The sequence below is a fragment of the Chromobacterium sp. FG89 genome, from assembly GCF_057808735.1.
The window spans coordinates 36135-61395 of record NZ_JBMDIQ010000022.1 but is presented as its reverse complement, the minus strand read 5'-3'; the positions used below and the strand labels follow the sequence as shown (position 1 = coordinate 61395).

Annotated in this window: 21 protein-coding genes; 13 read left to right on the top strand and 8 right to left on the bottom strand. The window is 67.8% G+C overall.

The genetic code is table 11. The annotated features are described in order from the left end of the window. The first annotated feature begins 44 nt into the window (after nucleotides 1-44). From ACODRW_RS19245 to ACODRW_RS19225, 5 genes are read left to right on the top strand one after another with little or no spacing between them, the layout of a single operon-like run. Nucleotides 45-2810: a 3-deoxy-7-phosphoheptulonate synthase gene (locus ACODRW_RS19245; protein WP_227106225.1), complete on the top strand. Its 2766-nt coding sequence runs from the start codon at nucleotides 45-47 to the stop codon at nucleotides 2808-2810. Then, the gene (locus ACODRW_RS19240) at nucleotides 2804-4318 is read left to right on the top strand and encodes an anthranilate synthase component I family protein (protein ID WP_488906475.1); all 1515 of its coding nucleotides are present in this window, start codon (nucleotides 2804-2806) and stop codon (nucleotides 4316-4318) included. Before ACODRW_RS19245 ends, ACODRW_RS19240 begins: the two co-directional genes overlap by 7 nt. Beyond that, nucleotides 4309-4917 (top strand): anthranilate synthase component II, encoded by a 609-nt coding sequence (locus tag ACODRW_RS19235; protein ID WP_227106229.1) that lies wholly within the window; start codon nucleotides 4309-4311, stop codon nucleotides 4915-4917. Before ACODRW_RS19240 ends, ACODRW_RS19235 begins: the two co-directional genes overlap by 10 nt. Nucleotides 4918-4964: 47 nt before the next feature. After that, entirely contained in the window at nucleotides 4965-5393 is a 429-nt protein-coding gene (locus tag ACODRW_RS19230) for an acyl-CoA thioesterase (protein WP_166451512.1), read from the top strand. Then, on the top strand, nucleotides 5390-5782 hold the full coding sequence (locus tag ACODRW_RS19225) for a RidA family protein (protein WP_081549478.1): 393 nt from the start codon (nucleotides 5390-5392) through the stop codon (nucleotides 5780-5782). Before ACODRW_RS19230 ends, ACODRW_RS19225 begins: the two co-directional genes overlap by 4 nt. Nucleotides 5783-5879: 97 nt before the next feature. Here the strand turns inward: ACODRW_RS19225 and pdxR are convergent, their stop codons facing one another. Then, nucleotides 5880-7337 carry a MocR-like pyridoxine biosynthesis transcription factor PdxR gene (gene pdxR, locus ACODRW_RS19220; protein WP_199225968.1) on the bottom strand — a complete coding sequence of 486 codons (1458 nt, stop codon included), beginning with the start codon at nucleotides 7335-7337 and terminating at the stop codon, nucleotides 5880-5882. A gap of 272 nt (nucleotides 7338-7609) precedes the next feature. Between pdxR and ACODRW_RS19215 the strand changes: the two genes are divergently transcribed. Further along, nucleotides 7610-8227, top strand: a complete 618-nt coding sequence (locus ACODRW_RS19215; protein WP_227108502.1) for a VTT domain-containing protein — start codon at nucleotides 7610-7612, stop codon at nucleotides 8225-8227. Between the two features lie 7 nt (nucleotides 8228-8234). Here the strand turns inward: ACODRW_RS19215 and dsbG are convergent, their stop codons facing one another. The 3 genes from dsbG to dsbD all read right to left on the bottom strand — a co-directional run bounded on the left by dsbG (nucleotide 8235) and on the right by dsbD (nucleotide 11661). After that, nucleotides 8235-8984, bottom strand: a complete 750-nt coding sequence (gene dsbG, locus ACODRW_RS19210; protein WP_107801439.1) for a thiol:disulfide interchange protein DsbG — start codon at nucleotides 8982-8984, stop codon at nucleotides 8235-8237. A 2-nt stretch (nucleotides 8985-8986) separates the two neighbouring features. After that, on the bottom strand, nucleotides 8987-9808 hold the full coding sequence (locus ACODRW_RS19205) for a TlpA family protein disulfide reductase (protein WP_488906474.1): 822 nt from the start codon (nucleotides 9806-9808) through the stop codon (nucleotides 8987-8989). A gap of 83 nt (nucleotides 9809-9891) precedes the next feature. Beyond that, the gene (dsbD, locus tag ACODRW_RS19200) at nucleotides 9892-11661 is read right to left on the bottom strand and encodes a protein-disulfide reductase DsbD (RefSeq protein WP_488906473.1); all 1770 of its coding nucleotides are present in this window, start codon (nucleotides 11659-11661) and stop codon (nucleotides 9892-9894) included. A gap of 109 nt (nucleotides 11662-11770) precedes the next feature. Here dsbD and ACODRW_RS19195 point away from each other — a divergent pair, with 109 nt between their 5' ends. Both ACODRW_RS19195 and ACODRW_RS19190 read left to right on the top strand, forming a co-directional pair. After that, nucleotides 11771-12436: a response regulator gene (locus ACODRW_RS19195; protein ID WP_107801442.1), complete on the top strand. Its 666-nt coding sequence runs from the start codon at nucleotides 11771-11773 to the stop codon at nucleotides 12434-12436. Next, the gene (locus tag ACODRW_RS19190; RefSeq protein WP_488878027.1) at nucleotides 12433-13740 is read left to right on the top strand and encodes an ATP-binding protein; all 1308 of its coding nucleotides are present in this window, start codon (nucleotides 12433-12435) and stop codon (nucleotides 13738-13740) included. Before ACODRW_RS19195 ends, ACODRW_RS19190 begins: the two co-directional genes overlap by 4 nt. A 120-nt stretch (nucleotides 13741-13860) precedes the next feature. Here the strand turns inward: ACODRW_RS19190 and ACODRW_RS19185 are convergent, their stop codons facing one another. The 4 genes from ACODRW_RS19185 to gcvA form a co-directional block, all read right to left on the bottom strand. Further along, nucleotides 13861-14958: a ferritin-like domain-containing protein gene (locus ACODRW_RS19185; RefSeq protein WP_227106244.1), complete on the bottom strand. Its 1098-nt coding sequence runs from the start codon at nucleotides 14956-14958 to the stop codon at nucleotides 13861-13863. 49 nt (nucleotides 14959-15007) lie between these two features. Then, the gene (locus tag ACODRW_RS19180) at nucleotides 15008-16963 is read right to left on the bottom strand and encodes a hypothetical protein (protein ID WP_488906472.1); all 1956 of its coding nucleotides are present in this window, start codon (nucleotides 16961-16963) and stop codon (nucleotides 15008-15010) included. A 191-nt stretch (nucleotides 16964-17154) separates the two neighbouring features. Next, nucleotides 17155-18759, bottom strand: coding sequence for an FAD-binding oxidoreductase (locus ACODRW_RS19175; RefSeq protein WP_488906471.1), 1605 nt, complete (start codon nucleotides 18757-18759; stop codon nucleotides 17155-17157). A gap of 191 nt (nucleotides 18760-18950) precedes the next feature. After that, nucleotides 18951-19967: a transcriptional regulator GcvA gene (gene gcvA / locus ACODRW_RS19170; protein ID WP_488906470.1), complete on the bottom strand. Its 1017-nt coding sequence runs from the start codon at nucleotides 19965-19967 to the stop codon at nucleotides 18951-18953. A gap of 16 nt (nucleotides 19968-19983) precedes the next feature. Between gcvA and ACODRW_RS19165 the strand changes: the two genes are divergently transcribed. From ACODRW_RS19165 to ACODRW_RS19145, 5 genes are all read left to right on the top strand, one after another. Next, nucleotides 19984-20976 carry a 2-dehydro-3-deoxygalactonokinase gene (locus tag ACODRW_RS19165; protein WP_488878024.1) on the top strand — a complete coding sequence of 331 codons (993 nt, stop codon included), beginning with the start codon at nucleotides 19984-19986 and terminating at the stop codon, nucleotides 20974-20976. A gap of 53 nt (nucleotides 20977-21029) precedes the next feature. Further along, nucleotides 21030-21644: a 2-dehydro-3-deoxy-6-phosphogalactonate aldolase gene (locus ACODRW_RS19160; RefSeq protein WP_488906469.1), complete on the top strand. Its 615-nt coding sequence runs from the start codon at nucleotides 21030-21032 to the stop codon at nucleotides 21642-21644. Nucleotides 21645-21653: 9 nt separating this feature from the next. Then, nucleotides 21654-23099, top strand: coding sequence for an N-acyl-D-amino-acid deacylase family protein (locus ACODRW_RS19155; RefSeq protein WP_488878023.1), 1446 nt, complete (start codon nucleotides 21654-21656; stop codon nucleotides 23097-23099). A gap of 157 nt (nucleotides 23100-23256) precedes the next feature. Further along, nucleotides 23257-23649: a RidA family protein gene (locus tag ACODRW_RS19150; RefSeq protein WP_486636306.1), complete on the top strand. Its 393-nt coding sequence runs from the start codon at nucleotides 23257-23259 to the stop codon at nucleotides 23647-23649. Nucleotides 23650-23697: 48 nt separating this feature from the next. Then, complete coding sequence (locus tag ACODRW_RS19145; RefSeq protein WP_488906468.1) at nucleotides 23698-25140, top strand: sodium:solute symporter family protein; 1443 nt, start codon at nucleotides 23698-23700, stop codon at nucleotides 25138-25140. Nucleotides 25141-25261 lie beyond the last annotated feature (121 nt).

The window sequence follows — 25261 nt, the reverse complement described above, 5'->3', positions numbered from 1 at the left end:
CCGGGCGGGCTTTTCCCAATCAGCACCCGATAAACGAGATCACGATGCTGACACTATCCAAAGCCTGGAGCCCAAGCAGCTGGCAGGCGAAACCGCACACACAAATGCCCGATTACGACGACGGCGCCGCGTTGCATGCCGTGCTGTCGCGTCTGAGCGCCTATCCCAATCTGGTGCCTTCCGCCGAAATCCGCCGGCTGCGCGCCGCGCTGGCCGGCGTGGCGCGGGGAGAGGGCTTCGTCATCCAGGCCGGAGACTGCGCCGAGCGCTTCGCCGGCCTGCGGCCGGACGTGCTGGGCGGCCACTACCGCCTGCTGGAACGCATGGCCGCGGACCTGGGCCAGGCGCTGCAGCGCCCGGTGCTGCGCATCGGCCGCATCGCCGGCCAGTACGCCAAGCCGCGCAGCCAGCCGCAGGAAGCGCTGGGCGGATTGAGCCTGCCCAGCTATCGCGGCGACATCATCAACGGCGTGGAATTCGCCGCCGCCGCGCGCGCCCACGACCCGCAGCGGCTGGAATCCGCCTATTTCCACGCCGCCGCCAGCCTCAACTACCTGCGCGGCCTGGACCGCGAGGCCGCGCCGCGCGACAGCGGCTACTACGTCAGCCACGAAGCGCTGCTGCTGCCTTATGAACAGGCCCAGCTGCAGCAGGACGAGCGCGGCGACTGGTATTGCGGCTCCGGCCACTTCCTGTGGGTGGGCGAACGCACCCGCCAGCTGGACGGCGCGCATCTGGAATTCCTGCGCGGCGTGAACAATCCCGTCGGCGTCAAAGTGGGCCCCGGCATGGAGCGCGAGGAACTGCTGCGCCTGATCGACGCGCTGAACCCGGACAACGAGGCCGGCCGGCTGACCCTGATCACCCGCTTCGGCGCGGCGCAGATCCAGCGCCTGCCGGCGCTGCTGGATGCGGTGCGCGCGGAAGGCCGCCAAGTGCTGTGGCTGTGCGATCCGATGCACGGCAACGGCGTGCAAGCGGCCAACGGCGTGAAGACCCGGCGCTATGAAGACATCCTGGCCGAGGTGGAGGCCTTCCTCGCCGCCCACCGCGACTGCGGCAGCCACGCCGGCGGCGTGCACCTGGAATTGAGCGCTCTGGACGTGACCGAATGCCTGGGCGGACCGGAGGCGCTGGCCGAGGAAGACCTGGGCCGCGCCTACCACAGCAGCTGCGACCCGCGCCTCAATCCGCGCCAGGCGCTGGCTTTGACCGACCGGCTGATCGCCGCGCTGACCCAGCCCTCCGGCGCGGCGGCGCGGCCGGCGCAGGACGCGGCCGCCCCGGAACCGCTGATCAATCTGGCCGAGCGCCTGGCCGCCAGCCGGCCGGACAGCGACCGGCTCTGCTTCGTCGGCCCCGGCTTCAGCCTCAGCTACCGCCAGCTCAACCGCGCGCTGCGCCGTCAGGCCGCCTGGCTGCAAACCGAAGGCGTGGCCGCCGGCGAGCGCGTGCTGATCGCGCTGGACGACGGCCCGGAGCTGGCAGTGGCCTTTTACGCCGCGCTGGCGGTGGGCGCTTTGCCGGTGGTGGCCAATCCGCGGCTGGACGCCGCCTCGCTCCACCATCTGCTGGCCGACGCCGCTCCGGCGCTGTGCCTGGGCCAGTCCTCGCAGATCGCGGTGTGGCCGGCCGCGGCCAAGCTGCGGCTGCTGGACGCCGGCGCTCATCTGGAATGGCTGGCCGGCGACAGCCCCGACGACGATTGGGACGATTTCGCGCGCCAGCCGGAAGACGCGCCGGCGCTGATCCAATACACCTCCGGCAGCACCGGCCAGGCCAAGGGCGTGGTGCACAGCGCCCGCTCCATGCTGGCGGTGTGCTCGCACTTCGCCGCCGGCCAGCTGCGGCTGGGCGCGGACGACGTGTTGTACTCGGTGCCCAAATCCTTCTTTGGCTACGGCATGGGCAACAGCTTGTTCTTCCCGCTGTATCTGGGCGCTTGCGGCGTGCTGGACGGCGCCTGGCCGTCGGCCGAACGCGTGGCCGGCGTGTTGCGCCAGTTCCGTCCCACCGTATTGTTCGCCGTGCCCACCCTGTACCGGCTGCTGCTGGAACACGGCCTGGAGCCGTCCGACGTGGCGATCCGGCTGGCCTTCTCCGCCGGCGCCCCGCTGTCCGCGCCTTTGGCGCGGCGCTGGCGTCAGCGTTTCGGCTTCGATCTGCACGACGGCATCGGCGCCACCGAAATGTGCCATGTGTTCGCCACCAGCTATCCGGACGCGCTGCGCGCCGGCAGCGTCGGCCGCATGTTGCCGGGCTGGGAGGCGCGCATCGTCGACGCCGACGGCCGGGACGCGCCGGCCGGCGAATGCGGGGTGCTGCTGGTCAAGGCGCCCAGCCGCGCGCTGGGCTACTGGCGGCGTCCGCAGGAAGAGCAAGAGCGCTTCCAGGACGGCTGGTATCGCACCGGCGATCTGTTCAGCCGCGACGAGCACGGCTATCTGAGCTTCCACGGCCGCGAGGACGACCGCTTCAAGGTGTTCGGCCGCTGGGTGGTGCCGGTGGAAATCGAAAACCTGCTGGCCGCGTTGCTGCCGGAACTGGGCGACGCCTACGTGGTGGCCGCGCCGGACCGCGACGGCGAAGCCCGCCCGGCGCTGATCCTGCGCGCCGGCGACGACAGCGAGGCGCTGGTGCGCCTGGTGCACGCCACGCTGGAAGCTCATCTGGAAAGCTATAAGCGCCCGGCGCTGGTGCTGGCGCTGGAGGAGATTCCGCTGAACAAGAACGGCAAGCCGGACCGGCGCGCGATGGCGCAGCTGGCCGCCCGAGAGCAGGCGGAGCGCAAGGAGGAAAAAGTATGCTGAGCGAAGAGGCCTTTCTGCGTTACGGCGACCACGGCTTCAGCCTGGCGCCGCTGTGGCGGACCCTGCCGCTGCCGGCGGGCGCGGACCCGCTGGCGCTGTACCAGGCGCTGGCCAACCAGGGCCAGGACTATCTGTTTGAAACCGGTCACTGGCGCGACGGCGCGTTTCAGCGCGCCTATTCGGTGATCGGCCTGCCCTGCCGCGAGCGGGTGGAGCTGGACGAGGGCCGGCTGCGCCACTGGCGCGACGGCCAGCTGCTGCGCGAACTGGAGTGCGCGGACCCGCTGGCGGAGCTGGCCAAGCTGCAACAAGGCTGGCGCGCGCCGCACTTCAGCGCCTTGCCGCCGTTTTCCGGCGGCCTGTTCGGCTATTTCGGCTTCGAAACCACTCGCCTGATCGAGCCGCGGCTGCGCCGCCAGCCGCGCAAGCCCTCCGGGCTGGCGCTGCCGGACGCCTTGCAATGGCTGAGCCTGGACTTGCTGGTGTTGGACCACCAGCAGGCCAGCGTCTACTGCATCGTCCACGAAGCCGCCGAGGCGGCCGGCTACGCCCGCGGCCAACAGCGCTTGCTGCGCTTGTGCGAGCAAACCCGCGCGCTGCTGGCGGAGCCGTCCGCGCCGCCGCCGGTTTTCGCCGCGGACGCGACGGCGGACCCCGCCTTGGATTACGCCTTTGCGCGCGAGGACTTCCAGCAGGCGGTGGGCCGGATCAAGGACTACATCGCCGCCGGCGACGTGATGCAGGTGGTGTTGTCCCAACGCATGAGCCAGCCCTTCGCCGCCGACGCGCCCACCTTGTACCGGGCCTTGTCCGGCCTGGGCGAAACCCCCTACCGCTATCTGCTCAATCTGGGCGAGGCCCAGATCGTCGGCGCCTCGCCGGAGATGCTGTTCCGCCAGCAAGACGAGCGGATCACCAGCCGGCCCATGGCCGGCACCCGCCGCCGCGGCGCGGACGCGGCGGAAGACCAGGATTTGCGCCGCGAACTGCTGGCCGATCCCAAGGAAATCGCCGAACACATGATGCTGGTGGACCTGGCGCGCAACGATCTGGGCCGGCTGGCCGAGCTGGGCAGCGTGCAAGTGGACGAACTGCTGACCGTGGAGCCCTTCTCCCACGTCATGCACATCGTTTCCACCGTGTCCGGCAAGCTGCCGCAACAGGCGCAGGCGCTGGACGTGCTCAAGAGCACCTTCCCGGCCGGCACCCTCAGCGGAGCGTCCAAGGTGCGGGCGCTGGAAGTGATCGCCGAGCTGGAGCCGCATTCGCGCGGCGTGTACGGCGGCTCCATCGGCTATATCGGCTGGCGCGGCAACGCCGATCAGGCCATCACCATACGCACCGGCGTGCTGCAAGACGGCCGGCTGCACGTGCAGGCCGGCGCCGGCGTGGTGCAGGACTCGCTGGCCGAGCGCGAATGGCAGGAAACCCTGGAAAAAAGCCGGTTGATGCTGCTGGCGGCCAAGCTGGCCGCGGCGGCGCGGCAAGAGGAGGCGATATGCATTTGATGATCGATAACTACGATTCCTTCACCTACAACGTGGTGCAGTACCTGGGCATGTTGGGCGCGGACATCATGGTGAGGCGCAACGACGAGATCAGCCTGGAGGAGATGGAAGCGCTGCGGCCGCGCTCGCTGATCGTCTCGCCCGGCCCCTGTTCGCCCGCCGAGGCCGGGGTGTCGCTGGCGGCGATCCGCCGCTTCGCCGGCCGCCTGCCCATCCTCGGCATCTGCCTGGGCCACCAGTGCATCGCCGCCGCCTTCGGCGCGCAAGTGCGCCGCGCCGACGAAGTGCTGCACGGCAAAGTGTCGCGCATCCATCACGACGGCGAGGGCCTGTTCGAAGGCCTGGCCGACGGCCTCAAGGTGGCGCGCTACCACTCGCTGGTGGCGGACGCGCTGCCGGAGGAGCTGGTCGCCACCGCCTGGGCGCTGCGCGCCGACGGCGGCCGGGGCGAGATCATGGCGCTGCGCCACCGCAGCCTGCCCATTCACGGCCTGCAATTCCATCCGGAATCGGTGCTGACCGAACAGGGGCTCAGCATGCTGGGCAATTATCTGCGGCTGGCGGAGCGCGCCGCGCAAGCGGAAACCGAAGCCGTCTGACACACACAAGGGGCGGCGATGGTCGCCCACGCCAAGAAAGCGACAAGATGCAAGACCCCCATTTTTCCAAGGCCTACCCGATCCGCTTCTCCCACTGCGATCCGGCCGGCATCGTTTACTTCCCGCAATACCTGGTGCTGAGCAACTGGCTGGTGGAAGACTGGTTCACCGAAGGGCTGGGCATCAGCTTCGCCGACTTCATCGGCCCGCGCCGGCTGGGTCTGCCCATCGTCAAGCTGGACTGCGAATTCCTGCGCCCGTCCCGTCAGGGCGAGCAGCTGACGCTGCAGCTGCGCGTGGCGCGGCTGGGTGGCAGCTCGCTGACCCTGGACATCGAAGGCCACGCCAACGGCGAACTGCGGCTGCGCTGCCGCCAGGTGCTGGTGCACATCTCGCTGGACAGCGGCGCCGCCATCGACGCTCCGGCCGACGTGCGCGCCGCCTTGAGCGGCTTGCTGGAGGAGGCGGCGGCATGATGCAAATTCTGCAACCGCCGGAATGGGCGCGCCCGCGCGGCTACGCCAACGGCATCGCCGCGCGCGGCACCCTGGTGTTCACCTCCGGCCAACTGGGCTGGGACGCGGAAGAAAAGCTGGTGGGGCCGGGCTACGCCGAGCAGGCGATCCAGATCCTGAAGAACATCGTGGCGGTCCTGGCCGAGGCCGGCGCGCGGCCGGAGCACCTGGTGCGGCTGACCTGGTATGTGTCCGACCGCGACGCTTATTTCGCCGAGGCCCGCGAAGTGGGCCGCGCCTACCGGGAGCTGATCGGCCATTTTCCGGTGATGAGCGCGTTCCAGGTGGCGTCCTTGATGGTGCCGGGCGCCAAGGTGCAGATCGAGGCGACGGCGGTGATTCCGGATTGAGGCTTGCTGGGCCGGACGGGGCCCTTGGGCGACGCCCGCCAAGCCCCGCCGTTTTCAACGCCGTATCGACGACGCGCGGCAGATCGTAAACAGGTTCTCAGCCGCCCGACGGCAAGGACCGGCCTTCCAGGCATAGGCGCAGATTCCGCGCCTGTTGCGCGGCCTGCTCCGGCGTGGCCACGTTGGCGAAGCCGAATAACAAACCCTTGCCGCAATCCGCTTCCAGCGCCCGCGCCGACAGCGCGGCGATGCCGAAGCGCTCGCGCTTGGCGCGCTGCGCCAAGGCGATGTCGTCCTCCGAGCGATCCAGCCGCGCCAGCAAATGCAGGCCGCAGGCCGGCACGTCGAAACTCATCCGCTCGCCGAACGCTTGCCGCAGACTGGCGATCACCAGCTCGCGGCGCTGCGCGTAGGCGGAGCGCATCTTGCGCAGATGGCGGATGAAGTGGCCCTCCTGCATGAAATCCACCACCACCCCCTGATTCAACAACGGGCAGCCGTCGTGCCAGGTATGGCAGGCGGCGTTGAAGCGCGTCAGCAGGGGCTTGGGCACCACCAGATAGGCCAGGCGCAGCGCCGGGCTCAGCACCTTGCTGAAGCTGCCGACGTAGAGCACGTTGTCGTTGGCCCCCAGGCTGGCCAGCGCCGGCTGCGGCCGGCCGTCGTAGCGGTATTCGCTGTCGTAATCGTCTTCGATGATGAAGGCGTTGTTGTGCTCGGCCCAGGCCAGCAGTTCCAGACGCCGCACCAGGGACAGCGACACTCCCAGCGGGCTTTGATGCGCCGGGGTCACCAGCGCGAAACGGGCGTGCGGCGCCCTCTCCTTGGCGACGGCCACCTGCATGCCGTCCCGGTCCACCGGCACCGGCACCAGCTCCGCGCCCATTTCCGCCATCAGGTGGCGGCTGGGCGGGAAGCAGGGATCTTCAATCCACACCTGGTCCAGCGGCCGCAGCAGGGTGCGGCCGATCAAATTCAGCGCGCCGCGGTAGCCGGCGGTGATGAAGACCTGTTGCGGCGAGCAGTCCAGCCCGCGCGACAGGTGCAGATAGGCGGCGATGGCCTCGCGCAGCGGCCCGTAGCCGGCCGGCTGAGGGTAGGACAGAAAACGGTTTTGCAGCCGCAGCTGGCGGGTGTTCAGGCTGGCCCAAAGCTTGCGCGGGAACAGGTCCAGCGCCGGCAAGCCCAGTTGATAGGGCAGGGGCTGCCAGTCGGAGGCGGAATCGAATAAGGACAGGCTGGCCGGACGCGGCGCCGGCGCGTCCGCCGGGCGGGGCTGCTGCATGCGCACTTCCGCCAGCCGCGGCGACACCACGGTGCCGGCCTGGCCGCGCGCCTCCAGATAACCTTCGCCTATCAATAATTCGTAAGCCAATTCCACGGTATTGCGCGACACTTGCAGCTCGCCGGCCAGCGCGCGTATGGACGGCACCCGTTGTCCCGGCGTCAGGCTGCCCTGGCTGATGGCCTGGATGAAGCGTTGATACACTTGGCGGTACAGCGGCAGCGCGTCGTCCTGACTGGATAGCTCCGGGGCGGCAAGGCCGGCGCTCACGTCGGCGCTCCCGCGCGCGGACAGGGGGATAAGAAGGGGGCTTGCGGCAACTGAGGCATGGCGGCTTCCTGAAAGCGGTTTAGTTTGAAAGTCGATAGCCGTTGCAGAATCAATTCTGACATTTGCTGTCATCATTAAAAACAAAACAATATGCCTATGTCAAATTAAGATTCCGCGGCCGCGCCCTCAGACCGGGGAAACATCCGCCCGGCGCGGCGGTCAAGCATTAGACGCGACGAATTCATTGAGGCAAGGAGAGCAGTGTGTTGACCATGGGGTTTCTGAGCTGGTTGTTCGGCGATGAGAATCTGATGTCCCTGCTGGCGCAGAACTGGGCGCTGGGGGTGTGGATCGTGGCCGCCATCGTGTTTTGCGAAACCGGCCTGGTGGTCTTGCCCTTCCTGCCCGGCGACGGACTCCTGTTCGCCACCGGCGCCTTGCTGGGCGCGCAGGGCGTGTCGCCCTGGTGGCCGATGGGGCTGATCACGCTGGCGGCCATCCTGGGGGATTTGTTGAATTACAGCATCGGCCGTTCCGCCCTGGGGCAGACGCTGATCCGGCGCGGCTGGGTCAAGCCCCAGCATCTGGCCAAGACCCAGGCTTTTTTCGACCGCTACGGCGCGCCCACCATCACCATTGGCCGTTTTGTGCCCATCGTGCGCACGGTGGCGCCGTTTCTGGCCGGCTTGTCCGGCATGTGTCCGCGCCGTTTCGCCTGCTACAACGTGTTGGGCGCGGTGATCTGGTGCGGCGGGCTGGTGTCCATGGGCTACTGGCTGGGAGCGATTCCGTGGGTGCAGGACAATATGCTGTGGCTGGTGCTGGGCATGGTCGCGCTGCTCTTGCTGCCGCCCTTGTGGCAGTGGCGGCGCAGCCGCCGGAACGGCTGATTCCGGCTCAGCGCGGTCCGAGCAGCTGTTGCAGCGCGGCCGCCGCGGGCGCGCCCTGGATTTTTTGCAGCCGGCCCTGGGCGTCGCGGTAGAAGGAGGCCGGGGTGGCGAACACGCCGAAGCGCTCCATCAGCCGCTGGTTGACCGCCAGTTTGGCGCCGACGGCGGCCGGCGGCTTGGCCAGCGGCCGCACCGAATCGCCGGCTTCGTGGCGCGCCAGCGCGGCGGCCGGGTCCGGCGCGGCCAGGAGGGCGGCGGCCTTGGCTGGGCTGTCCTCGGCCAGCAGGCCCACCAGGATGTGGCGGATCTGGACCTTGCCGGCCTGGACCCAGGGCCGGGCGTCCCGCCAGAGCTGCCGGCAATACGGGCAGTTGGGATCGGTGAAGGTGTAGACCACGCGCGGGGCCCCGTCCTTGCCGTCGGCGATCCAGTGGCTGCTTTCCAACTGCCGCCACAGCGCGGCGCCGAACTGCCGGTCCAGCAGCTCGGGTTTCCATTTGTCGCCGCGGGCGTCGGTGACGTTGCCGACGATGGCCTGTCGGCCGTCCGGGGTCAGGTAGACGGCCTGCGGCCGGCCCAGGTAGAGCGCGGCGTAGCCGGTCAGGCCGGAGGGGCCGGGAAAGCTGCTCAGGACTTCATAGCCCTGGGCTTCCAGCGCCTGAATGGGCGCCGGCCAGGCTTGGGGCGGCGCGGCGTGGGCGCTCAGGCTCAGCCAGAGCGCCAGCGGCGCCAGGCCGCGGATCAGCGGTGCGTTCATGTTTATTCCTTGGAAGCGGGCGCGCCGCCCAGCAATTGCAGCTTGCTGGCCAGAGTGGCTTCGGACAGTTCGCCCAGATGTATGGTTTGCAATTGGCCGTGGGCGTCGAAAAACAGCGTGGTGGGCAGCGCCGCCGAGCCGTACTCCCGGCCCAGGGCGCCGGCCGGGTCCAGCAGCACATGCCGGAGCCGAAGCGGCTGCTTGTGGAAAAACTCGCGCACCGCGACTTCGTCCTCGCCCTGGTTGGCGAAGACGAAGCGCACGTCGGTCCTTTGCCGCTGGGCGTCTTGCAGCAGCGGCATTTCCCGCAGGCAGGGCGGGCACCAGCTGGCCCAGAGATTGAGCACCATGGGCTTGCCGCCGGCCAGCGCCGGCAGCGAGGCCGGGGCGCCGTCCAGTTGCGGCAGCACGCGGGCGGACAGCGAGGCCTTGGTTCGCCCTTCTTGCAGCGCCGCGCCGCCGGCCCAGACCAGCGCGCCGCTCAGGATGGCGACGGCCAGCGGACGGCGCAGCTCCGGCCGACGCCAGCCGCGCCACGCGGCCAGGGCGAGCGCGGCGGCGACGCCGGCCCAGGGCAGGAAGCCGCCGTCGCGCAGATCCAGCACCGCCAGCGGCCGCTGCGAGTACAGCGAAAACCAGTACAGGACGAAGCCGACGCGTGCGGCGACGAAGCCCCACAGCAGCATGTCGTTGAGGTGGGCCGCCACGCTGACGCGGCGGCCGCGGCCGGCGAGCAGGCCGGCGCCGTGGGCGGCGAGCCAGGCGGCGGCGATGATGGCCAGGCTGACCGGAATGGCCAGCGGGCCAAGGTTGAAAGCAAGCATGGTTCAGTCCTGTGCCGCGCGGAGCGGGGTGGCGGAGGCTATTTTTTTAAACGTTTGAATAGACTGGGTCCTTTCCAAAAGATTCAGCGGGCCCGCCGCGCCTGGCTCAGGCGTTCGAGAAAGGCGTCCGGGCCCAGCGCGCCGACGATGCGCTGGGCGCGGCGCTCCTGGCCGTCCGGGCCGATCAGCAACAGCGTGGGCGGTCCTATCACCTGGCGCGAGGCCAGCAGCGCGGCGCTGTCCGGGCCGGATTCGGTCACGTCGGGCCGCAGCAGCGTCATGCCGGCCAGCGCTTGTCGCACGAGGGGATCGCCAAACACCTTGTGCTCGATTTCCTTGCAGGCCACGCACCAGTCGGCGTAGTAGTCCACCAGCGCCCAGCGGCCTTGGCGCGCGGCCTCGTCCAGGCCCTGTTGCAGCGCGCGGACATCGCGCACGGTGACGAAGCCGAGTTGTTCCATGTCGGTGGCGGGCGCGGCCGCGGAGGAGACGAAGGCGAGCGGCCGCAGCGGATCGCTTTGCCCGGCGGCCGCGCCGATCAGCATCGCCGCGGCCCACAGGCCCAGCAGCGCCGCCGCGCCGCGCAGCGTCCATTGGCCGGGGCTGGCGCGCCAGGGCCGGCTCAGCGTCAGCAGGCCGACGGCGACGGCGAACAGCCAGGCGCCCCACAAGGCCAGGCTGGCCGCCGGGGGCAGCACGCGGTCGAGGAACCAGATGGCCATGCCCAGCAGCAGGAAGCCGAACACCGCTTTGACCCGGTTCATCCACAGGCCGGGACGCGGCAGCAGTTTGGCCCCCAGCGCGCCCACCAGCAAGAGCGGCACGCCCATGCCCAGGCCCATGGCCAGCAAGGCCAGGCCGCCTTTGAGCACGTCGCCGCTGTCGCTGATGTAGAGCAGGGCGCCGGCCAGCGGCGCGGTCATGCAGGGGCCCACCAGCAAGGCGGACAGCACGCCCATCGCCGCCGCGCCGCCCAGGGTGCCGCCGCGCTGGCGCTGGCTGGCCATGGCCAGCCGGTCGCGCAGCGCAGCCGGCAATTGCAGCTCGTAAACGCCGAACATGGCCAGCGCCAGCAGGATGAACAGCGCGGCGAACAGGCCCAGCGCCCACGGCGTTTGCAGCGCGGCCTGCAGATTGGCGCCCATGCTGGCGGCCAGCGCGCCCAGCGCCGCGTAGGTCAGCGCCATCGGCAGCACAAAGGCCAGCGCCAGGACCAGGCCGCGTCGCGGCGTGGCGCCGCTGCCGACGATCAGGCTGCTGAGAATGGGCACCATGGGCAGCACGCAGGGGGTGAAGGTCATCAGCAGGCCCAGGCTGAAGAAGGCCAGCAAGACCCAGCCGACGCCGGATTGCGCCAGCCGCGCCGCCAGCGCCTGGTCTTCGCCCAGGGCCGGCGCGGCGGGGGCCGTGCCGACAAGCCCCGCCGTGGCGGTTTTAACGGCCTGGCCGCCGCCGGACAGCTCGACGACGCGATGCTGCGGCGGATAGCACAGCCCGGCTTCGGCGCAGCCCTGCCAGCTCAGCGCGAGGCGGCGCGCCTGGCCGGCCCGCACCAGCAGTTCCAGCCGCTGGTAATACACCTCGGATTCGCCAAAGAATTCATCATGGATGGTCTTGCCGGCCGGCATCGCCGGCGGGGGAACGCTGCCGGCGGGTTCGGCCGCGATCTTGATATTTTTGCGATACAAATAATAGCCGTCGCGGATGTCCCAGCGCAGGCGGACCTGGCCGTCGCCCAGCTCGCTGACGCTGAGGCGAAAGGCCTGTTCCGGCGGCAGAAAGCCGGTTTGCGCCTGGACGGCGGGCATCCAGAGGAAAAGCAGCAGCAACAGGCTGCGGAAAATAAGCGGCATTGCGGTCTCCATGGCGATGAATGCCCACAGCCTGGGCGCCGGGGATTAAGCCGCCGTTAACAATGGGATAATCCGTTGCCGGCAAGCTGGCGGCGACAAGGAGACGGGAATGCGGGTGTTATTGGTGGAAGACAATGAGTTGATCGCGCTGGGCATCGTCGCCGGGCTGCGCGCCCACGGCCTGACGGTGGACGCGGTGGGCAGCGCGGCCCAGGCCGAGGCGGCGCTGGCGACGCTGGACGCCGATTTGATGATTCTGGACCTGGGGCTGCCGGACGAGGACGGCATGCGCTTGCTGGCGCGCTTGCGCGCGCGCGGCGCGGCGTTGCCGGTGCTGGTGTTGACCGCGCGCGACGCGGTGGAAGACCGGGTGGCCGGCCTGCGCGCTGGCGCGGACGATTATCTGCTCAAGCCCTTTGATCTGGACGAACTGGTGGCGAGGCTGCACGCCTTGCGCCGCCGCGCCGCCGGGCGTTGCGTGGACGTGATCGAGGACGGCCCGCTGCGGCTGGATCCGATGCGCGGCGAAGTCTGGCTGCACGGCCGGCCGGTGGCGCTGGCGCGCCGCGAACTGGCGCTGTTGGCGGCCTTGATGCAGGCGCGGGAGCGGATTCTCAGCGCCGAGCAGCTAAAAGACCGGCTCTACGATTACAGCGAAGAAATCGAAAGCAACGCCCTGAACGTGCACATCCACCATTTGCGGCGCAAGCTGGGGCCGGCGGTGGTGGAGACGGTGCGCGGCCTGGGCTACCGCTACGGCAGGGCCGGCGAATGAGCTTGCGTCTGCGCCTGCTGTTATGGATAGGGGTGTCGCTGTGCCTGCTGTGGGGCGGCGTGGCGGCCTGGACGCTGCATGATCTGGACCGGCAGATGCGGCTGACGCTGGACCGGCGGCTGGCGATGTCGGCGCAGATGGTGGCCGGCCTGATGGAGCAATTGCCGGCGCCGCCGCCGCGCGCCGTGCCGCGTTTCGAGGGCATAGGCGCCGGCATCGCGTGCCAGATTGTTTCCGTGCGCGGCGAGGTGCTGGCGCGCACGCCGGGCGCGCCGGATACCCGCGCGGACCCGGCGCCGGGCTATGCCGAGCAAACCCTGCGCGGCGAGCGCTGGCGCAGCTATACGGTGGTGGCCAACGGCTTGCGGGTGACCACGGCGGACCGGCTGACCGAACGCGAGGCGATGTTGACGGATATCCGCTGGGCCGCCGCCGTGCCCTTCATCGCGGCCCTGGCCGGCAGCCTGGTGGCCTTGTGGCTGGGCGTGAGCCGGGGGCTGCGGCCGCTGGAGCGGTTGCGCCGCGCCTTGGCGCGCCGCGCGCCGGAAGCGCTGGAGCCGGTGGCCACTCAGGGTTTGCCGCGCGACGTGCTGCCGCTGGCGGACAGCCTGAATCAGCTCTTGCGGCGCGTTGGCGAAGCGCTGCAACGCGAGCGGCGTCTGACCAGCGACGCCGCCCATGAGCTGCGCACCCCGCTGACGGCGATCAAGACGCATCTGCAAGTGGCGCGCATCACCCAGGGGCCGGACGCGGCGCAGGCGCTGGCCCACGCCGCCGAGGGGGCGGAACGCTTGCAGAACACCCTGGGGCAGTTGCTGATGCTGGCGCGGCTGGAAGGGGCTTTCGATTGGGAGGAAGGCCCTCCGGCCTGCGCCGACGAGGTGGCGCGGCTGGCGATGCGCGACGCGGAGCCCGCGCCGCCGCGGCGCATTGTCTGCGCTCCGCTGCCGGAGGCCGCGCTGGCCTTGCCCCAGGCGCTGGCGGCCACCGCGCTGCGCAATCTGCTGGACAACGCCTTGCGGTATTCGCCGCCGGACGCTCCGGTGCGTTTGGAGGCTGCGCTGTGCGAGAAGGGCTTGCGCTTTGAAATCCGCGATCAGGGGCCGGGGCTGACGGCGGACCAGCGCGAACAGGCCGCGCAGCGCTTTTGGCGCGGGCGGCATGCCGGCGCCGGCAGCGGCCTGGGCCTGTCCATCGTCACCGCGATCGCCGGGCGCTTTGGCGGCCGCCTGGAACTGCTGGCCGGGGAGGAGGGCGGGCTATGCGCCGCCCTGACGCTGCCGGTGCTCAGAAGCTCTTCATAGCCTGCCGCGCTTCGCCGGACGCGACGCGGCGAGCGCCCCTTTAAAAATGCGCATGCGCCCCTTGAGCATCCCGCTGTCTTTGCGGTTCCCGCCCTGGCGCGCTAGACATTGAACAGGCGCTCAGGACGACGAATGCCGGAGCATGAACGGCGGCGCGGCCACCACGTCCGGCACGCTGCTGTTGACCGGGTTCCGCATCACTTTTTGCGCCACCAGCTTCAGCTCGTACATGATGCCGATGGCGGCGTCCAACTCCCGCGGCTGGCCGTTGAAGGTGCGGTCCAGCGCGGCCAGCAGGTTCTGGTAGGCCTGGTAGAACTGGGCGCCGCTGACGGCCGCGCCGCTGCCCGCCGGATAGTCTGACAGCGCGGCGTTGGGCAGCAGATTGAACACCCCGGTTTCGTCCAGCGGCACCGGCTCGCCGGTATAGGACCAGCCGGAGGGGCTGGAGTCGTCGCGAACCAGGCGCTTGCCGTAGTAGATCTCGCCAAACTTGAAATAATGGGCGTAGCCGCCGCCGGCTTCTTCCTTGGGGTTGATCCAGTCGTCCTCCACCTGCACGCCTTCGCCCTGGCGCACAATGGTGTCTATCACCGCGCGGGCGCTGGCCATGTCGTAGACCTTGCCGTCCGGACAGCCCGGCACCTCCTGCGGGAACCACTGGCTGACGTCCACCTGCTCGTCCAGCCGCGGCTGGGCGAAGCAGTCGTGACCGTGGTTTTCCAAATATTGCAGCCGCTCCAGGATGGCCTGGTAAAAGCGGCCGATGGAGTCGAAGCCGGGCTGGTTGTCGACCGAGGCCTGGGTCTCTCCGGGCAGGACGGCCTGGGTGTCCGGGCGTTCAATCTCCATGAACACTTCCTGAGCCTGCTGCCGGCTCAGCGCCTTGAGGGTGACGATCAGGCCGGTGTCCACGCACATCGGCAGCGGCCCCGGGTAGCTGAGTGCCCGGCCGTCTTCGATGACGCGCGGGTTGCCGCCGATGGCGATCAGGGTGTTGGCGGCCAGGGTCATGTGCAGCATTTCCTCCACCACCACGGATTGCACCAGCGCGCGCGCTTCCTGGTTCTGGCCGGGCTTGATGGAGAACAGCGCGGTCAGATAAGTGGGAATGGTGGACAGCTCCAGCCGCACCGCGCCGGCCAGCATGGTCCGCACATCGTTGATGTGCTCGGCCTGAAGCAGTTCGGCCATCAGTTCTTGACGTATCTTCAGCATGGCTTGGTTTCCTGGCTTGGTTTCCTTGAAAGAGGGGCGGTCTGGGCGCTCAGGCGTCGTTGCCCTTGCGGCTCTTGCTCGTGCTCAGAGAGCCGCGGGTGGCGGCGATGTCGGCCTCGCTGGGAGCCGCGCTCTGGCGCAGCGGGCAGCGCTTGCCGTACATCAGCTGGCGGTCGAAGGTTTTGCCGGTGCGGTCTATCACGTTCTGGAAATAGTTGATCAGCATGCGCCGCTTGCTGGCGGACAGGTCGCGCGTCACCGGCATCTGGTCGGGGTCTTCGATGGGCTTGTCGAACACGAAGCGCATGATGAAGGCGCTGGCGTCGGCCACCGCTTGCTTGGAAAAGTCGAACAGGCCCTGGCTCATCACCGGGTAGAGGTTGGCGTATTGCTGCAGGATGGGCTGCACGTCCTCCCAGCGCGGGTTGTCCAGGTCGATGTCCTGGCCCGGCTGCGGGAAGCTGCTGAAAACCACGACGGCGAAGTTGTCGAAGGGCTGTTGCAGCGCCGGATCGGAGCCGGCCAGATTGTAGTTGATGGTGAACAGCTGGCCGTCCATGTATTCGCGCGGGGTGCCGAAACTTTCCGGCCCGTGCAGGGTGACGGCGACCCGGCCGGCCTGATCGGTGACCGGTTCCGCCGGGCTGAAGCGGACGGCGGCGTTGGGCACGTTGTTGACCGGCAACAGCGCGCGCGGGGTGGTGCCCTGAGTCTTGTCGGTGGGGGTGTCGCCGTAGTCCAGCATGGGCGCGCCGGCCCAGAAGGCCAGCGCCGCGCCGGCCAGCGGCTGGCCGTAGCGCGCCGCGTAGAGATGGGTGTGCAGGTGGTTCTTGTCCGGGTGGTTGGGGTCCAGGCGGATGGCGAAGTCCTCGGCGCGGACCTCGTTGCCCAGCAGCGCTTCGCGCACGCAGACCACGGCGCGTCCCGCCGCGCCCACCGGCTGGACGATGGCCAGCGGCAAGGGCTGATTGGCCAGCCGCAGCTGCGCCTCGTTCAGCGGCACGGACTGGATGCCGGCCTGCTGGTCTTGCAGCGTCTGCGAGGTGTCCACGCCGGCGATGGCGGTGTAGTCGCCCGGCCCTATCTCCGCGTCCTGCGCCGTCCACTCATTGTGCAGGATCGCGTATTGCAGCGACGGCAGCGCCGTCACCTGATAACGGCTGTTCAGCGGCAGCGCGTTGCTCAGGTCCACTTGCAGGCTGGCGGTATCCTGATCCAGCCAGGAGGAGAAACAGCCGATGCCGTTCTGGCTGGCAAGATCGCTGCCCTGTTGCGTGGTGGGCATGAAGCGGCGGCCCAGGATGAAGGAGCGCGGCTGGCCGAGATAGGCCGGGCCGATGGCGCCGAGCACGGTGCCGTAGCCGAAGCCGGGGTCGCTGTAGGTGGTGCTGTAGCCGTAGGTGGTCAGCCGGATGGATAGCCGGTTCTGCTCGCTCAACTCGATCAGGCGGGCCAGCAGCGGGCTGTCGAAGCCGTCCAGATGCCACTGGATATTGGTGAGCACGGACTGAAAGACGGCGGAGGCGGCGCTGTCGCCCTGGCTGGCGGCGCGGGAGAACCACAGATCGCGGAAAGGGTTGCTCTGGTAGTCGGCGGTCATCAGCGGCGTGCCGTCCGGTTTGAGCAAGGACACCGCCAGGCCGTAGATGCTGGAGGCCAGCTGCCAGTCCGGGTCCAGGTCCACCATTTTGCCGGACGGCTTGCCGATGGCGTTGCCCACGCTGCAGGACAGCAGCGGGTCTTGCGCCGGATCGGTGATCAGAATGCCGCTGGGGCCGCGCAAGCTGCTCACCTGGCAGTTGGCGAAGCGCATGATGGCGGTGCCGGTGGGGTGCCACCAGCCGTTGTAGGTTTTGGTGCGCCCGTTGTCCCCCGCCTGCTGATATTCCTGAAAGCGCGGTTCGAAAGTGGCGTTGTCGTAATGGCGCGGATCGTTGTTGACGGTGGAGACGTCGGACTGGAACTGGCCGGAAAAGGCCAAGCGGGGGAACTGCAGATAGCTCATATGGGCTCCTTGCCGGCAGGAAAATCCGCTGACGGCTTTTGTAGGCGATTTAATTCCATCGGCATAGCGCGGGTATAGGCGGCGCTGGCCATAAGGGCAATGTTCTTTAGGCCAGGAGGGGGGCCGGGCCGGGGGCCGGAGGGAAAGGACAGGAGGCCGGCGCGTGTCCCGCGCCGGCCGGAGCCGGGCGCTTATTCCGCGCCCAGCGACATCGCGTGATTGAAGACATTGCCCGGGTCGTATTTGCGCTTGATCGCCGTCAGCTCCGGATACAGCGCGCCGTAATACAGCTCGCCCCAGCTATAGCCGGGCGTGCCCGGCTGAGCGCCGTTCAGCATGTCCACGTCCGGGTAGTTGATGTAGCAGCCTTCGTAGGGCGAATCCGGCAAGGCCGCCGAGGCCGGGTAGGGCGTGCCGTTGAAGCCGTCGGCGGCGTAGACGGCGTCGAAGAACTCGCGCATCCAGCGCACATGCTTGGCGTCGTTGGCCGGGTCGGTCCAGTAGCTCTGGTATTGCAGCTTCATCACCGAGGCGCGCTGCGGCACAGCGGTCTGGTTGTCGGCCGGATCGAAGCCGTTGTTGCCGGCGCCGCGGCGGTTGATCGCGCCGCCGTAGGAGTCCACTTGCAGCAGCGATTGGGAGAAGTCCAGATCGTGGGGATGGGTGTTCAGATGCCGGTGGATCGCCTTGCACTCGGCCTGGCTGAAGTTCTGTTTCATATAGGCGGATTTGTACTTGCCGCGCTGATTGTTGCCGGAGCCGTTCAGCGTCTGGGTGGCGTACAGCCAGTCCATCGCCTGCGCGTGTTCCGGCAAGGGCGCGCTGTTTCTGGGCGGCGAGCGGTGCGGGATGTGGGGCAGATGGCCGCCGCCGGGCAGATAGGTGTTCAGCAATTGCGGCGAGGCCACTTGCGCGATGCGTTGGTAAAAATCATTGAACGGCGCGGTGTCGTTCAGCTTGCCGTTCCGGTCCGTGTACTGCACCACCAGCCCCAGTTTTTTGGCGCTGACATGGGTGAGTTTGAGCAGGCTGAACAGTCCGTAGCCTTCGGGTTCGCTGTCCGCCTCCCGCCAGTATTGGCCGTAGGTTTGCAACAAGTCGGTGAAGCGGCCCAGGTCTTTGAAATCGTTCCAGTCGAATTGCAGGAATTGCACGCCCACCTGCTGCGGCGCCGGCGGCAGATCGTCGAAGTAATAGCTGGTGATCAGGCCGACGTTGCCGCCGCCGGCGCCCTTGCACAGCTTGAGCAGGTCGGCGAATTCATTGTCGGCGCGGGCGTGGACCTTGCGCGCCTTGCCGCCGTCCGCCAACAGAATGTCCACCGCGCTCAGCCAATCCACGGTCAGGCCTTGCAGCCGCGACAGCAGGCCGTAGCCGCCGCCGCTGATATGGCCGCCGGCGCCCACCGAGTAGCAAGAGCCGCCGGGCACGGTCTTGCCGGTGAGCTTGTACAGGCCGACATAGCCGTCCCAGTTCTGATTGCCGGCCAAGAGCTGAAAGCCGTAACGGCGGCCATCCGCCGTCACGTCGCGGCGCAGGCCGGAGAGCTGGCCGATGTCTATGATCAGGCCGCCGGGGTTGTTGCTGACGAAGCCCTCGTAGCAATGGCCGCCGCTGCGGATGGTGGGTTTGAGACGGTGGTCCAGCGCGTATTGCAAGGCGGCGGCGGCTTCGTTCTCGTCGCTGCAGACGACGATGCCGCCGGCGGCCTGGCCGGCCTCCGGCCAGCGCAGATTGAAGCCTTTTTTCAGCGTTTCGTAACGGGGGTCGTCCGGGGTGATGGCATTCAGGCCCATGCGCTCTTCTCCTTGTGCGGCCGCGACGGCGGCTATGCGTTTTGAATGACATTGTTTTATAGACGAGCGGTGAGAGGGCGAGGCTGGCAAATGCTGAGCTTGGCCTTGGGGCGGGGGAGTCGCCTGGCTTCGACGGCCGTCGCGGCGCGGCTGTCTTGGCCGTGTCGCGCGTCGACAATGACGGGCTGGCGCTAGCCGATGTCGGCTTGGGGCGCGGGCAAGCCCTCGGCGGCTTCTTCAAACAGCCAGTCGCGCAAGGCCCGCGCCGCCGGCTGGTTGGCGTCGCGTTGCGCGACGCTCAGGTAATAGGCCTGGCGGAATGGCGCTTCGCCGCGCAGCGGCCGCGCCAGACGTCCGGCCAGCAAATCGTATTCCACGCACAGCGCCTGTCCCAGGGCGACGCCTTGTCCGTCTATCGCCGCCTGCAACAACATGGATTCATCCGAAAAGCTCAAGCTCGGCTGCGCCTTGAGATCCAGATCGATCTGGACGTGATCCAGCCATTGCCGCCAGCCGGCGAACTGCCGCTCGTGCAGCAGCGTGCATTGCGCCAAATCCCGCGGCCGCCGCAGGCGCCGGGCCAAGTCGGGGCTGCAGACCGGAAAGAAGGCGGAGGAGGCGAAGGGCTCGGTGTTGAAGCGGGCCGGCCACGGCGGTCCCGTGCTGATGACGATATCGGCGGCGGAATATTCGGCCGCCGGCTCGGTATGGATTTCCACCGGCAGGCCGGGGTGCCGTTTCAAAAACCGGTACAGCCGGGGAATCAGCCATTTGCTGCCAAACAGGCGCGGCACATGGATATTCAAAGCCGGCGCCGTCTGCAGCATCAATCCGTCCGTGGCTTGTTGCAGCGTGCGGAATGATTCTCTGATTCTGGGTAAATAATGCTCGCCCGCCGTGGTTAATTTTAAACGATTGTTTTGGCGTTCGAATAAGGGCTGATTCAGAAATTGCTCCAGCTGTTTTATTTGATGGCTGACGGCCGCCTTGGTGACGAATAATTCTTCCGCGGCGCGGGTAAAACTCATATGTCGCGCGGCGGATTCAAAAACTCTCAAGGCATGCAGCGGTGGCAGGCGTTGGTACATGATTTCCCCTCGTGCAAATAAAGTCCGCCAGATCCATTCGTGTAATAAAACTAAACCGATGTCAAATATAACTGTCTTGCGATAAAAATTTAGCTCATTAACAATATCACACAAGTCCATTATTTAAAGCGTGGAAATGATATTGACCATTGATGCCGGCACCACGAATACCCGCGCCACCTTATGGCGCGATTCAGTGCCGATTGCGCGCGCGGCGCAGCGGGTGGGGAGCCGGGATACGGCGATGACGGGCAGCCGGAACGCATTGCGGCGGGCGGTGAGGGAAACGCTGGCGCAGGCGTTGAGCCAGGCCGATGTCGGCATCGACGAGCCAAGCCTGCTGCTGGCGACGGGAATGATCAGTTCGAATATGGGCCTGTTGGAGATTCCCCACCTGCTGGCGCCCGCCGGCCGCGAGGCCCTGGCCGCCGGGATGCGGGCCTGCGTGGTGCCTGAGGTGTGCGCGCGGCCGATCTGGTTTGTGCCCGGGGTGAAGAATCTGTCCGAGGACATCGGCCTGCACAACTGCGAGCGCATGGACATGATGCGCGGCGAAGAGGTCGAGGCGATGGCCTTGATCGACAGGCTGTCCATCCGCCAGCCGGCCATTCTGGCCATTCCCGGCTCGCATTCCAAATTCATCCATCTGGACGCGCGGCAGCGGATCGCCGGCTGCGTGACCACGCTGGCCGGCGAGCTCTTGCACGTGATTACCCACAACACCTTGCTGGCGGATGCGCTGGGCGGCTCGTTCGCCGCGGAGCTGGATGTGGAGATGTTGTTGGCCGGGGCCGAGCAGGCCAGCCGCATCGGCCTGGGCCGGGCCTGTTTCATGGTGCGCACGCTGGACCAGTTCACGGTGTACGACCACAACGCCAGGGCCAACTTCCTGTTGGGCGCGGTGCTGGGCGCGGACTTGCTGACCTTGAAAAACAGCCGCGCGCTGAATATGAGTCCGGGCACGCAATTCATCGCCACCGGCCGGCCGCTGCTGCGCGCGGCGCTGGGCTGCCTGGTGGCCGGCGATGAGTTCTTCTCCGGCAATGTGGCGATGGTGGACGAGGCGACGCAGGCGGATCTGGCCGGTCATGGAGCGATTTTGCTGGCGCGGACTCGGGGCTTGCTCTGAGAGCTTGTTCAAAGTCTCGCGGGCGGGGCGGTGGATTCAACAGGGAGCAAGAAATGGACAGCAAGCTGCCGCTGGTGGCGATTTTACGCGACATCCGGCCGGAGGAGCTGGAGCTGCACGTGCCGGCCTTGATCGAGGCGGGCTTCGAGGCGGTGGAGATACCGCTGAATTCGGAGCGCTGGGAGGCCGGCATTCAGCTGGCGGCGCAGCGCTATGGCGATCAGGCGCTGATCGGCGCCGGCACCGTGCTGCGGCCGGAACAGGTGCGGCGCTTGGCCGAGCTGGGCTGCCGCTTGATCGTTACGCCCAACGTCGATGCCGAGGTGATCCGGCAGGGCCTGGCCGCGGGCATGCAATTGCTGCCGGGCTGCGCCACGGCCACCGAGGCTTTCGACGCCATCGCGGCCGGCGCGCGCCGGATCAAGCTGTTCCCCGCCGGCGCGCTGGGGCCGGCTTATGTGGCCGCCTTGCGGACGGTGCTGCCGGAAGCGGTGGACATCTACGCGGTGGGCGGAGTGAGACCGGAGACGCTGGCGGATTATCTACGCGCCGGCTGCCGGGGGGCGGGGCTGGGCGGCGAGTTGTATCGCGCCGGCCAGCCGCCGGAGAGGACGCGGGCGCAGGCGCGGGCTTTCGCCCGCGCTTACCGGGAGGCAATGGCGGGATAGGAGAGCAATATGCGATACGACTACTTGTTCAAGGGTGCCTTGGTGGCGGACGGCAGCGGCGCGCCGGAGCGGCGGGCGGATGTCGGGGTGATAGGCGAACGCATCGCGGCGGTGGCCGCCGAGCTCGACGGCGACGCCGGACAGCGCATCGACTGCGCCGGCCTGGTATTGGTGCCCGGCTTCATCGACGTTCACACCCATGACGACCTGGCGGTGATCCGGCGCCCGGACTACCTGGAAAAAACCTCGCAAGGCGTGACCAGCATCATCGTCGGGAACTGCGGACTCAGCGCGGTGGGCGCGGTGCTGGGCGACGAGGTGCCGGCGCCGATCAATCTGCTGGGCGAATTGGAGGATTTCCGCTATCCGGACCTGGCCAGCTACCGCGCCGCCATCGAAGCGGCGCGGCCCTCGGTCAACGTCGCCACCTTGATCGGCCACACCACCTTGCGGCACCGCTGCCTGGCGTCGCAGCAGGGGCCGGCGGACGAGGCCGGCATCGCCGCGATGCGCGAGCATTTGATCCTGGCGCTGGAGCAGGGCGCGCTGGGCTTGAGCACCGGCCTGTCCTATGACAGCGCGGCGCAGGCGTCCACCGAGGAAGTCTGCCGGCTGGCCGCGCCGCTGGCCGAATACCAGGGCGTCTACGCCACCCATATGCGCACCGAGTACGACGGAGTGCTGGAGGCGATGGAGGAAGCCTTCCTCATCGGCCGCAGCGCCAAGGTGCCGGTGCAGATCTCGCACCACAAATGCGCCGGGCTGAAAAACTGGGGACGCTCGGCGGAGACGCTGGCGCTGATCGACATCCGTCGCCTGGGGCAGGACATCAGCCTCGATTGCTACCCCTACCGCGCCGGCTCCTCCAATCTCGACCCCGGCCAGGTCACCGCCGACTACGACATCCTGATCACCTGGTCCGCGCCGCATCCGGAGATGGCGGGGAAAACCCTGCAACAGATCGCCGGCCTCTGGGCGTGCGACATCCACCAGGCGGCCGGCCGCCTGCTGCCCGCCGGCGCCATTTACTTCCAGATGCATGAGGACGATGTGCGGCGCATCCTGAGCCACCCGGCGGCGATGGTGGGCTCGGACGGCCTGCCCTGCGATCCCAATCCGCATCCGCGGCTGTGGGGGACTTTCCCCCGGGTGCTGGGCCATTACAGCCGGGACTTGCAACTGTTCCCGCTGTCCACCGCCGTCCACAAAATGACCGGCCTGCCGGCGCGGCGCTTCGCGCTGCGCGACCGGGGCTTGATCCGTGCCGGCTATTTCGCCGATCTGGTGCTGTTTGACTACCAGCGGATCGACGACGTCGCCAGCTTCCAGCAGCCGCGGCAGGCGGCGGCGGGCATTGAGCGGGTCTTCGTCAACGGGGTGCAAACCTATGCTCAGCAGCGGCTGAGCGGAGTCCGCGCCGGGCGGTTCTTGAGCAGAAGCCGTCAGGCTGCTTAGAGCGTGTTTACGCTCTAGCGAGCAAGAGCGAGACAAGGCGAAAGCGGCTGAGAAAGCGGAATGTACATACGGTACATGAGCATTTCGAAGTTGTACTCGCCGTGCCACGCCTCACGACGCGCAGCAGATCGTAAACAGGCTCTTAGGGGGAGGCAGCATGATTAAACGTTATGGAGTAAGCGGCAGCGCCGGCACCGGCGGGCAAGCGCTGCCTTTCGCCGCGGCGGCGGCGGCGGACGGCTGGTTGTACGTGTCCGGACAAACCCCGATGCGGGACGGCGAAATCATCGCCGGCGGCATCGTGGAACAGTCGCGGCTGGCGATACAGAACTGCCTGGACATTGTGGCCGAGGCCGGCTTCGCGCCGGCGGACATCGTGCATATGCAGGTCTTTCTCAGCGACGCCCGTTATTTCCCCTCCTTCAACCGGGTGTTCCGCTCGTTCTTCGCCGAGCATCCGCCGGCGCGGGTGTGCTGCGTGGCGGAGCTGGTGGTGGATTGCATGGTTGAGGTGGACATGAGGTGTTTTAACGCCAAGTTCAAATATTAAGTATTTTGCGCCAGGCGCGGCAGCGCGGCCGATGAAAAGGAGAGGGCGATGGCGAATAGCGATTTTCTGACGTGGTTTCTGATCTACGCCGCCGGCATGATGACGTTGGGCTGGTATGTGACCCGGCATCAGAAGACCGGCGAGGACTTCATCCTGGGCGGCCGCAAGATGCCGATGCTGCTGACGCTGGGCTCGACGGTGGGCACCATGGTGGGCACCGGCTCCAGCATCGGCGCGGTCAGCTTCGGTTACGCCAACGGCTGGGCCGGCATGTTGTACGGCATTGGCGGCGCCACCGGCATCCTGTTGACGGCCTGGTGGTTCGCGCCGGTCCGAAACCTCCGCTTCATGACCATGAGCGAGGAGGTCTGCTACTACACCGGCGGCAGCAAGCTGGTCAAAAACCTGGTGGCCGTCATCATTTTCTGCGCCTCCCTGGGCTGGTTGGGCGCGCACATCCTGGGTGGCGGCCTGTACCTGGCCTGGGCTTCCGGCATCGATATCCGGGCGGCCAAGACCATCGTCGCCGTCGGCTTCGTGTTCTATGTCGGCATTGGCGGCTATAAGGCGGTGTCCTGGATCGACACCTTGCAGTCCATCGTGCTCTTCCTCGGCTTCATCGTGCTGGCGGTCCTATCGGTGCGCCATGTCGGCGGCTGGGAGACGGTGGTGAGCCGGACCGATCCGGCCGCGTTCACGCCCTTCGGCATCGGCAAGCTGGGCCTGCTGCCGGCCTTGTCGCTGGCCGCGGTGATCGGCGTGGGCGTGCTGGCCACGCCCTCCTACCGCCAGCGCATCTACGCCGCCGAATCCGCCAGCGTGATCCGCCAGTCCTTCATCATCACCGGCCTGCTGTATATGGGCTTTTCCTTCCTGCCTGCCATCATCGGCATGGCCACGCATGCGATGGAGCCCAATCTGGCCAATAGCAGCTTCGCCTTCCTGCACGCCACCACCGCCTTGCCGCAGGCGCTGGCCGTGGTGGTGCTGATCGCCGGCATGTCGGCCAATATGTCCTCCGGCAGCTCGGACGCGATTGCCGGGGTCTCCATCATCCTGCGCGATCTCTACGTCTGGCTCCGCGGCCGGATGCCGCCGCCGGAGCGGGCGATTGCGCTGTCCCGGCTGTTCCTGCTGCTGGTGATCCTGCTGGCCTATCTCTTCGCGCTGACTTCCAACGACATCATCGGCTACATCACCAAGATGATCTCCATGGTGATGTCCGGCATGTTCGTCACCGTGCTGCTGGGCCGTTTCTGGCCGCGCTTCAATTGGCAGGGCTGCATCGCCGCGCTGCTGGGCGGCAGCCTCGCCTCGCTGGCCGTCATCCTGTCGCCGTCGTGGCTGGCGCGGCTGGGTAATCCGGTGATTCCCGCGGTGCTGCTCAGCCTGCTGCTGGCCGTTGTCGTCACCTGGCTGACGCCGGCGAGCGCGCGTTCCCGGGAGGAGGTGCTGGAGATGATTACGACTGAGCGTGAAAGCCATGGCTGAGAACCTGTTCAATGTCTGCTGCGCGTCGGCGATACGGCGTTGAAAACAACTTCGAAATGCTCATGTACCACTTGTACATTCCGCTTTCTCAGCTGTTTTCGCCTTGTCTCGCTCTAGCTCG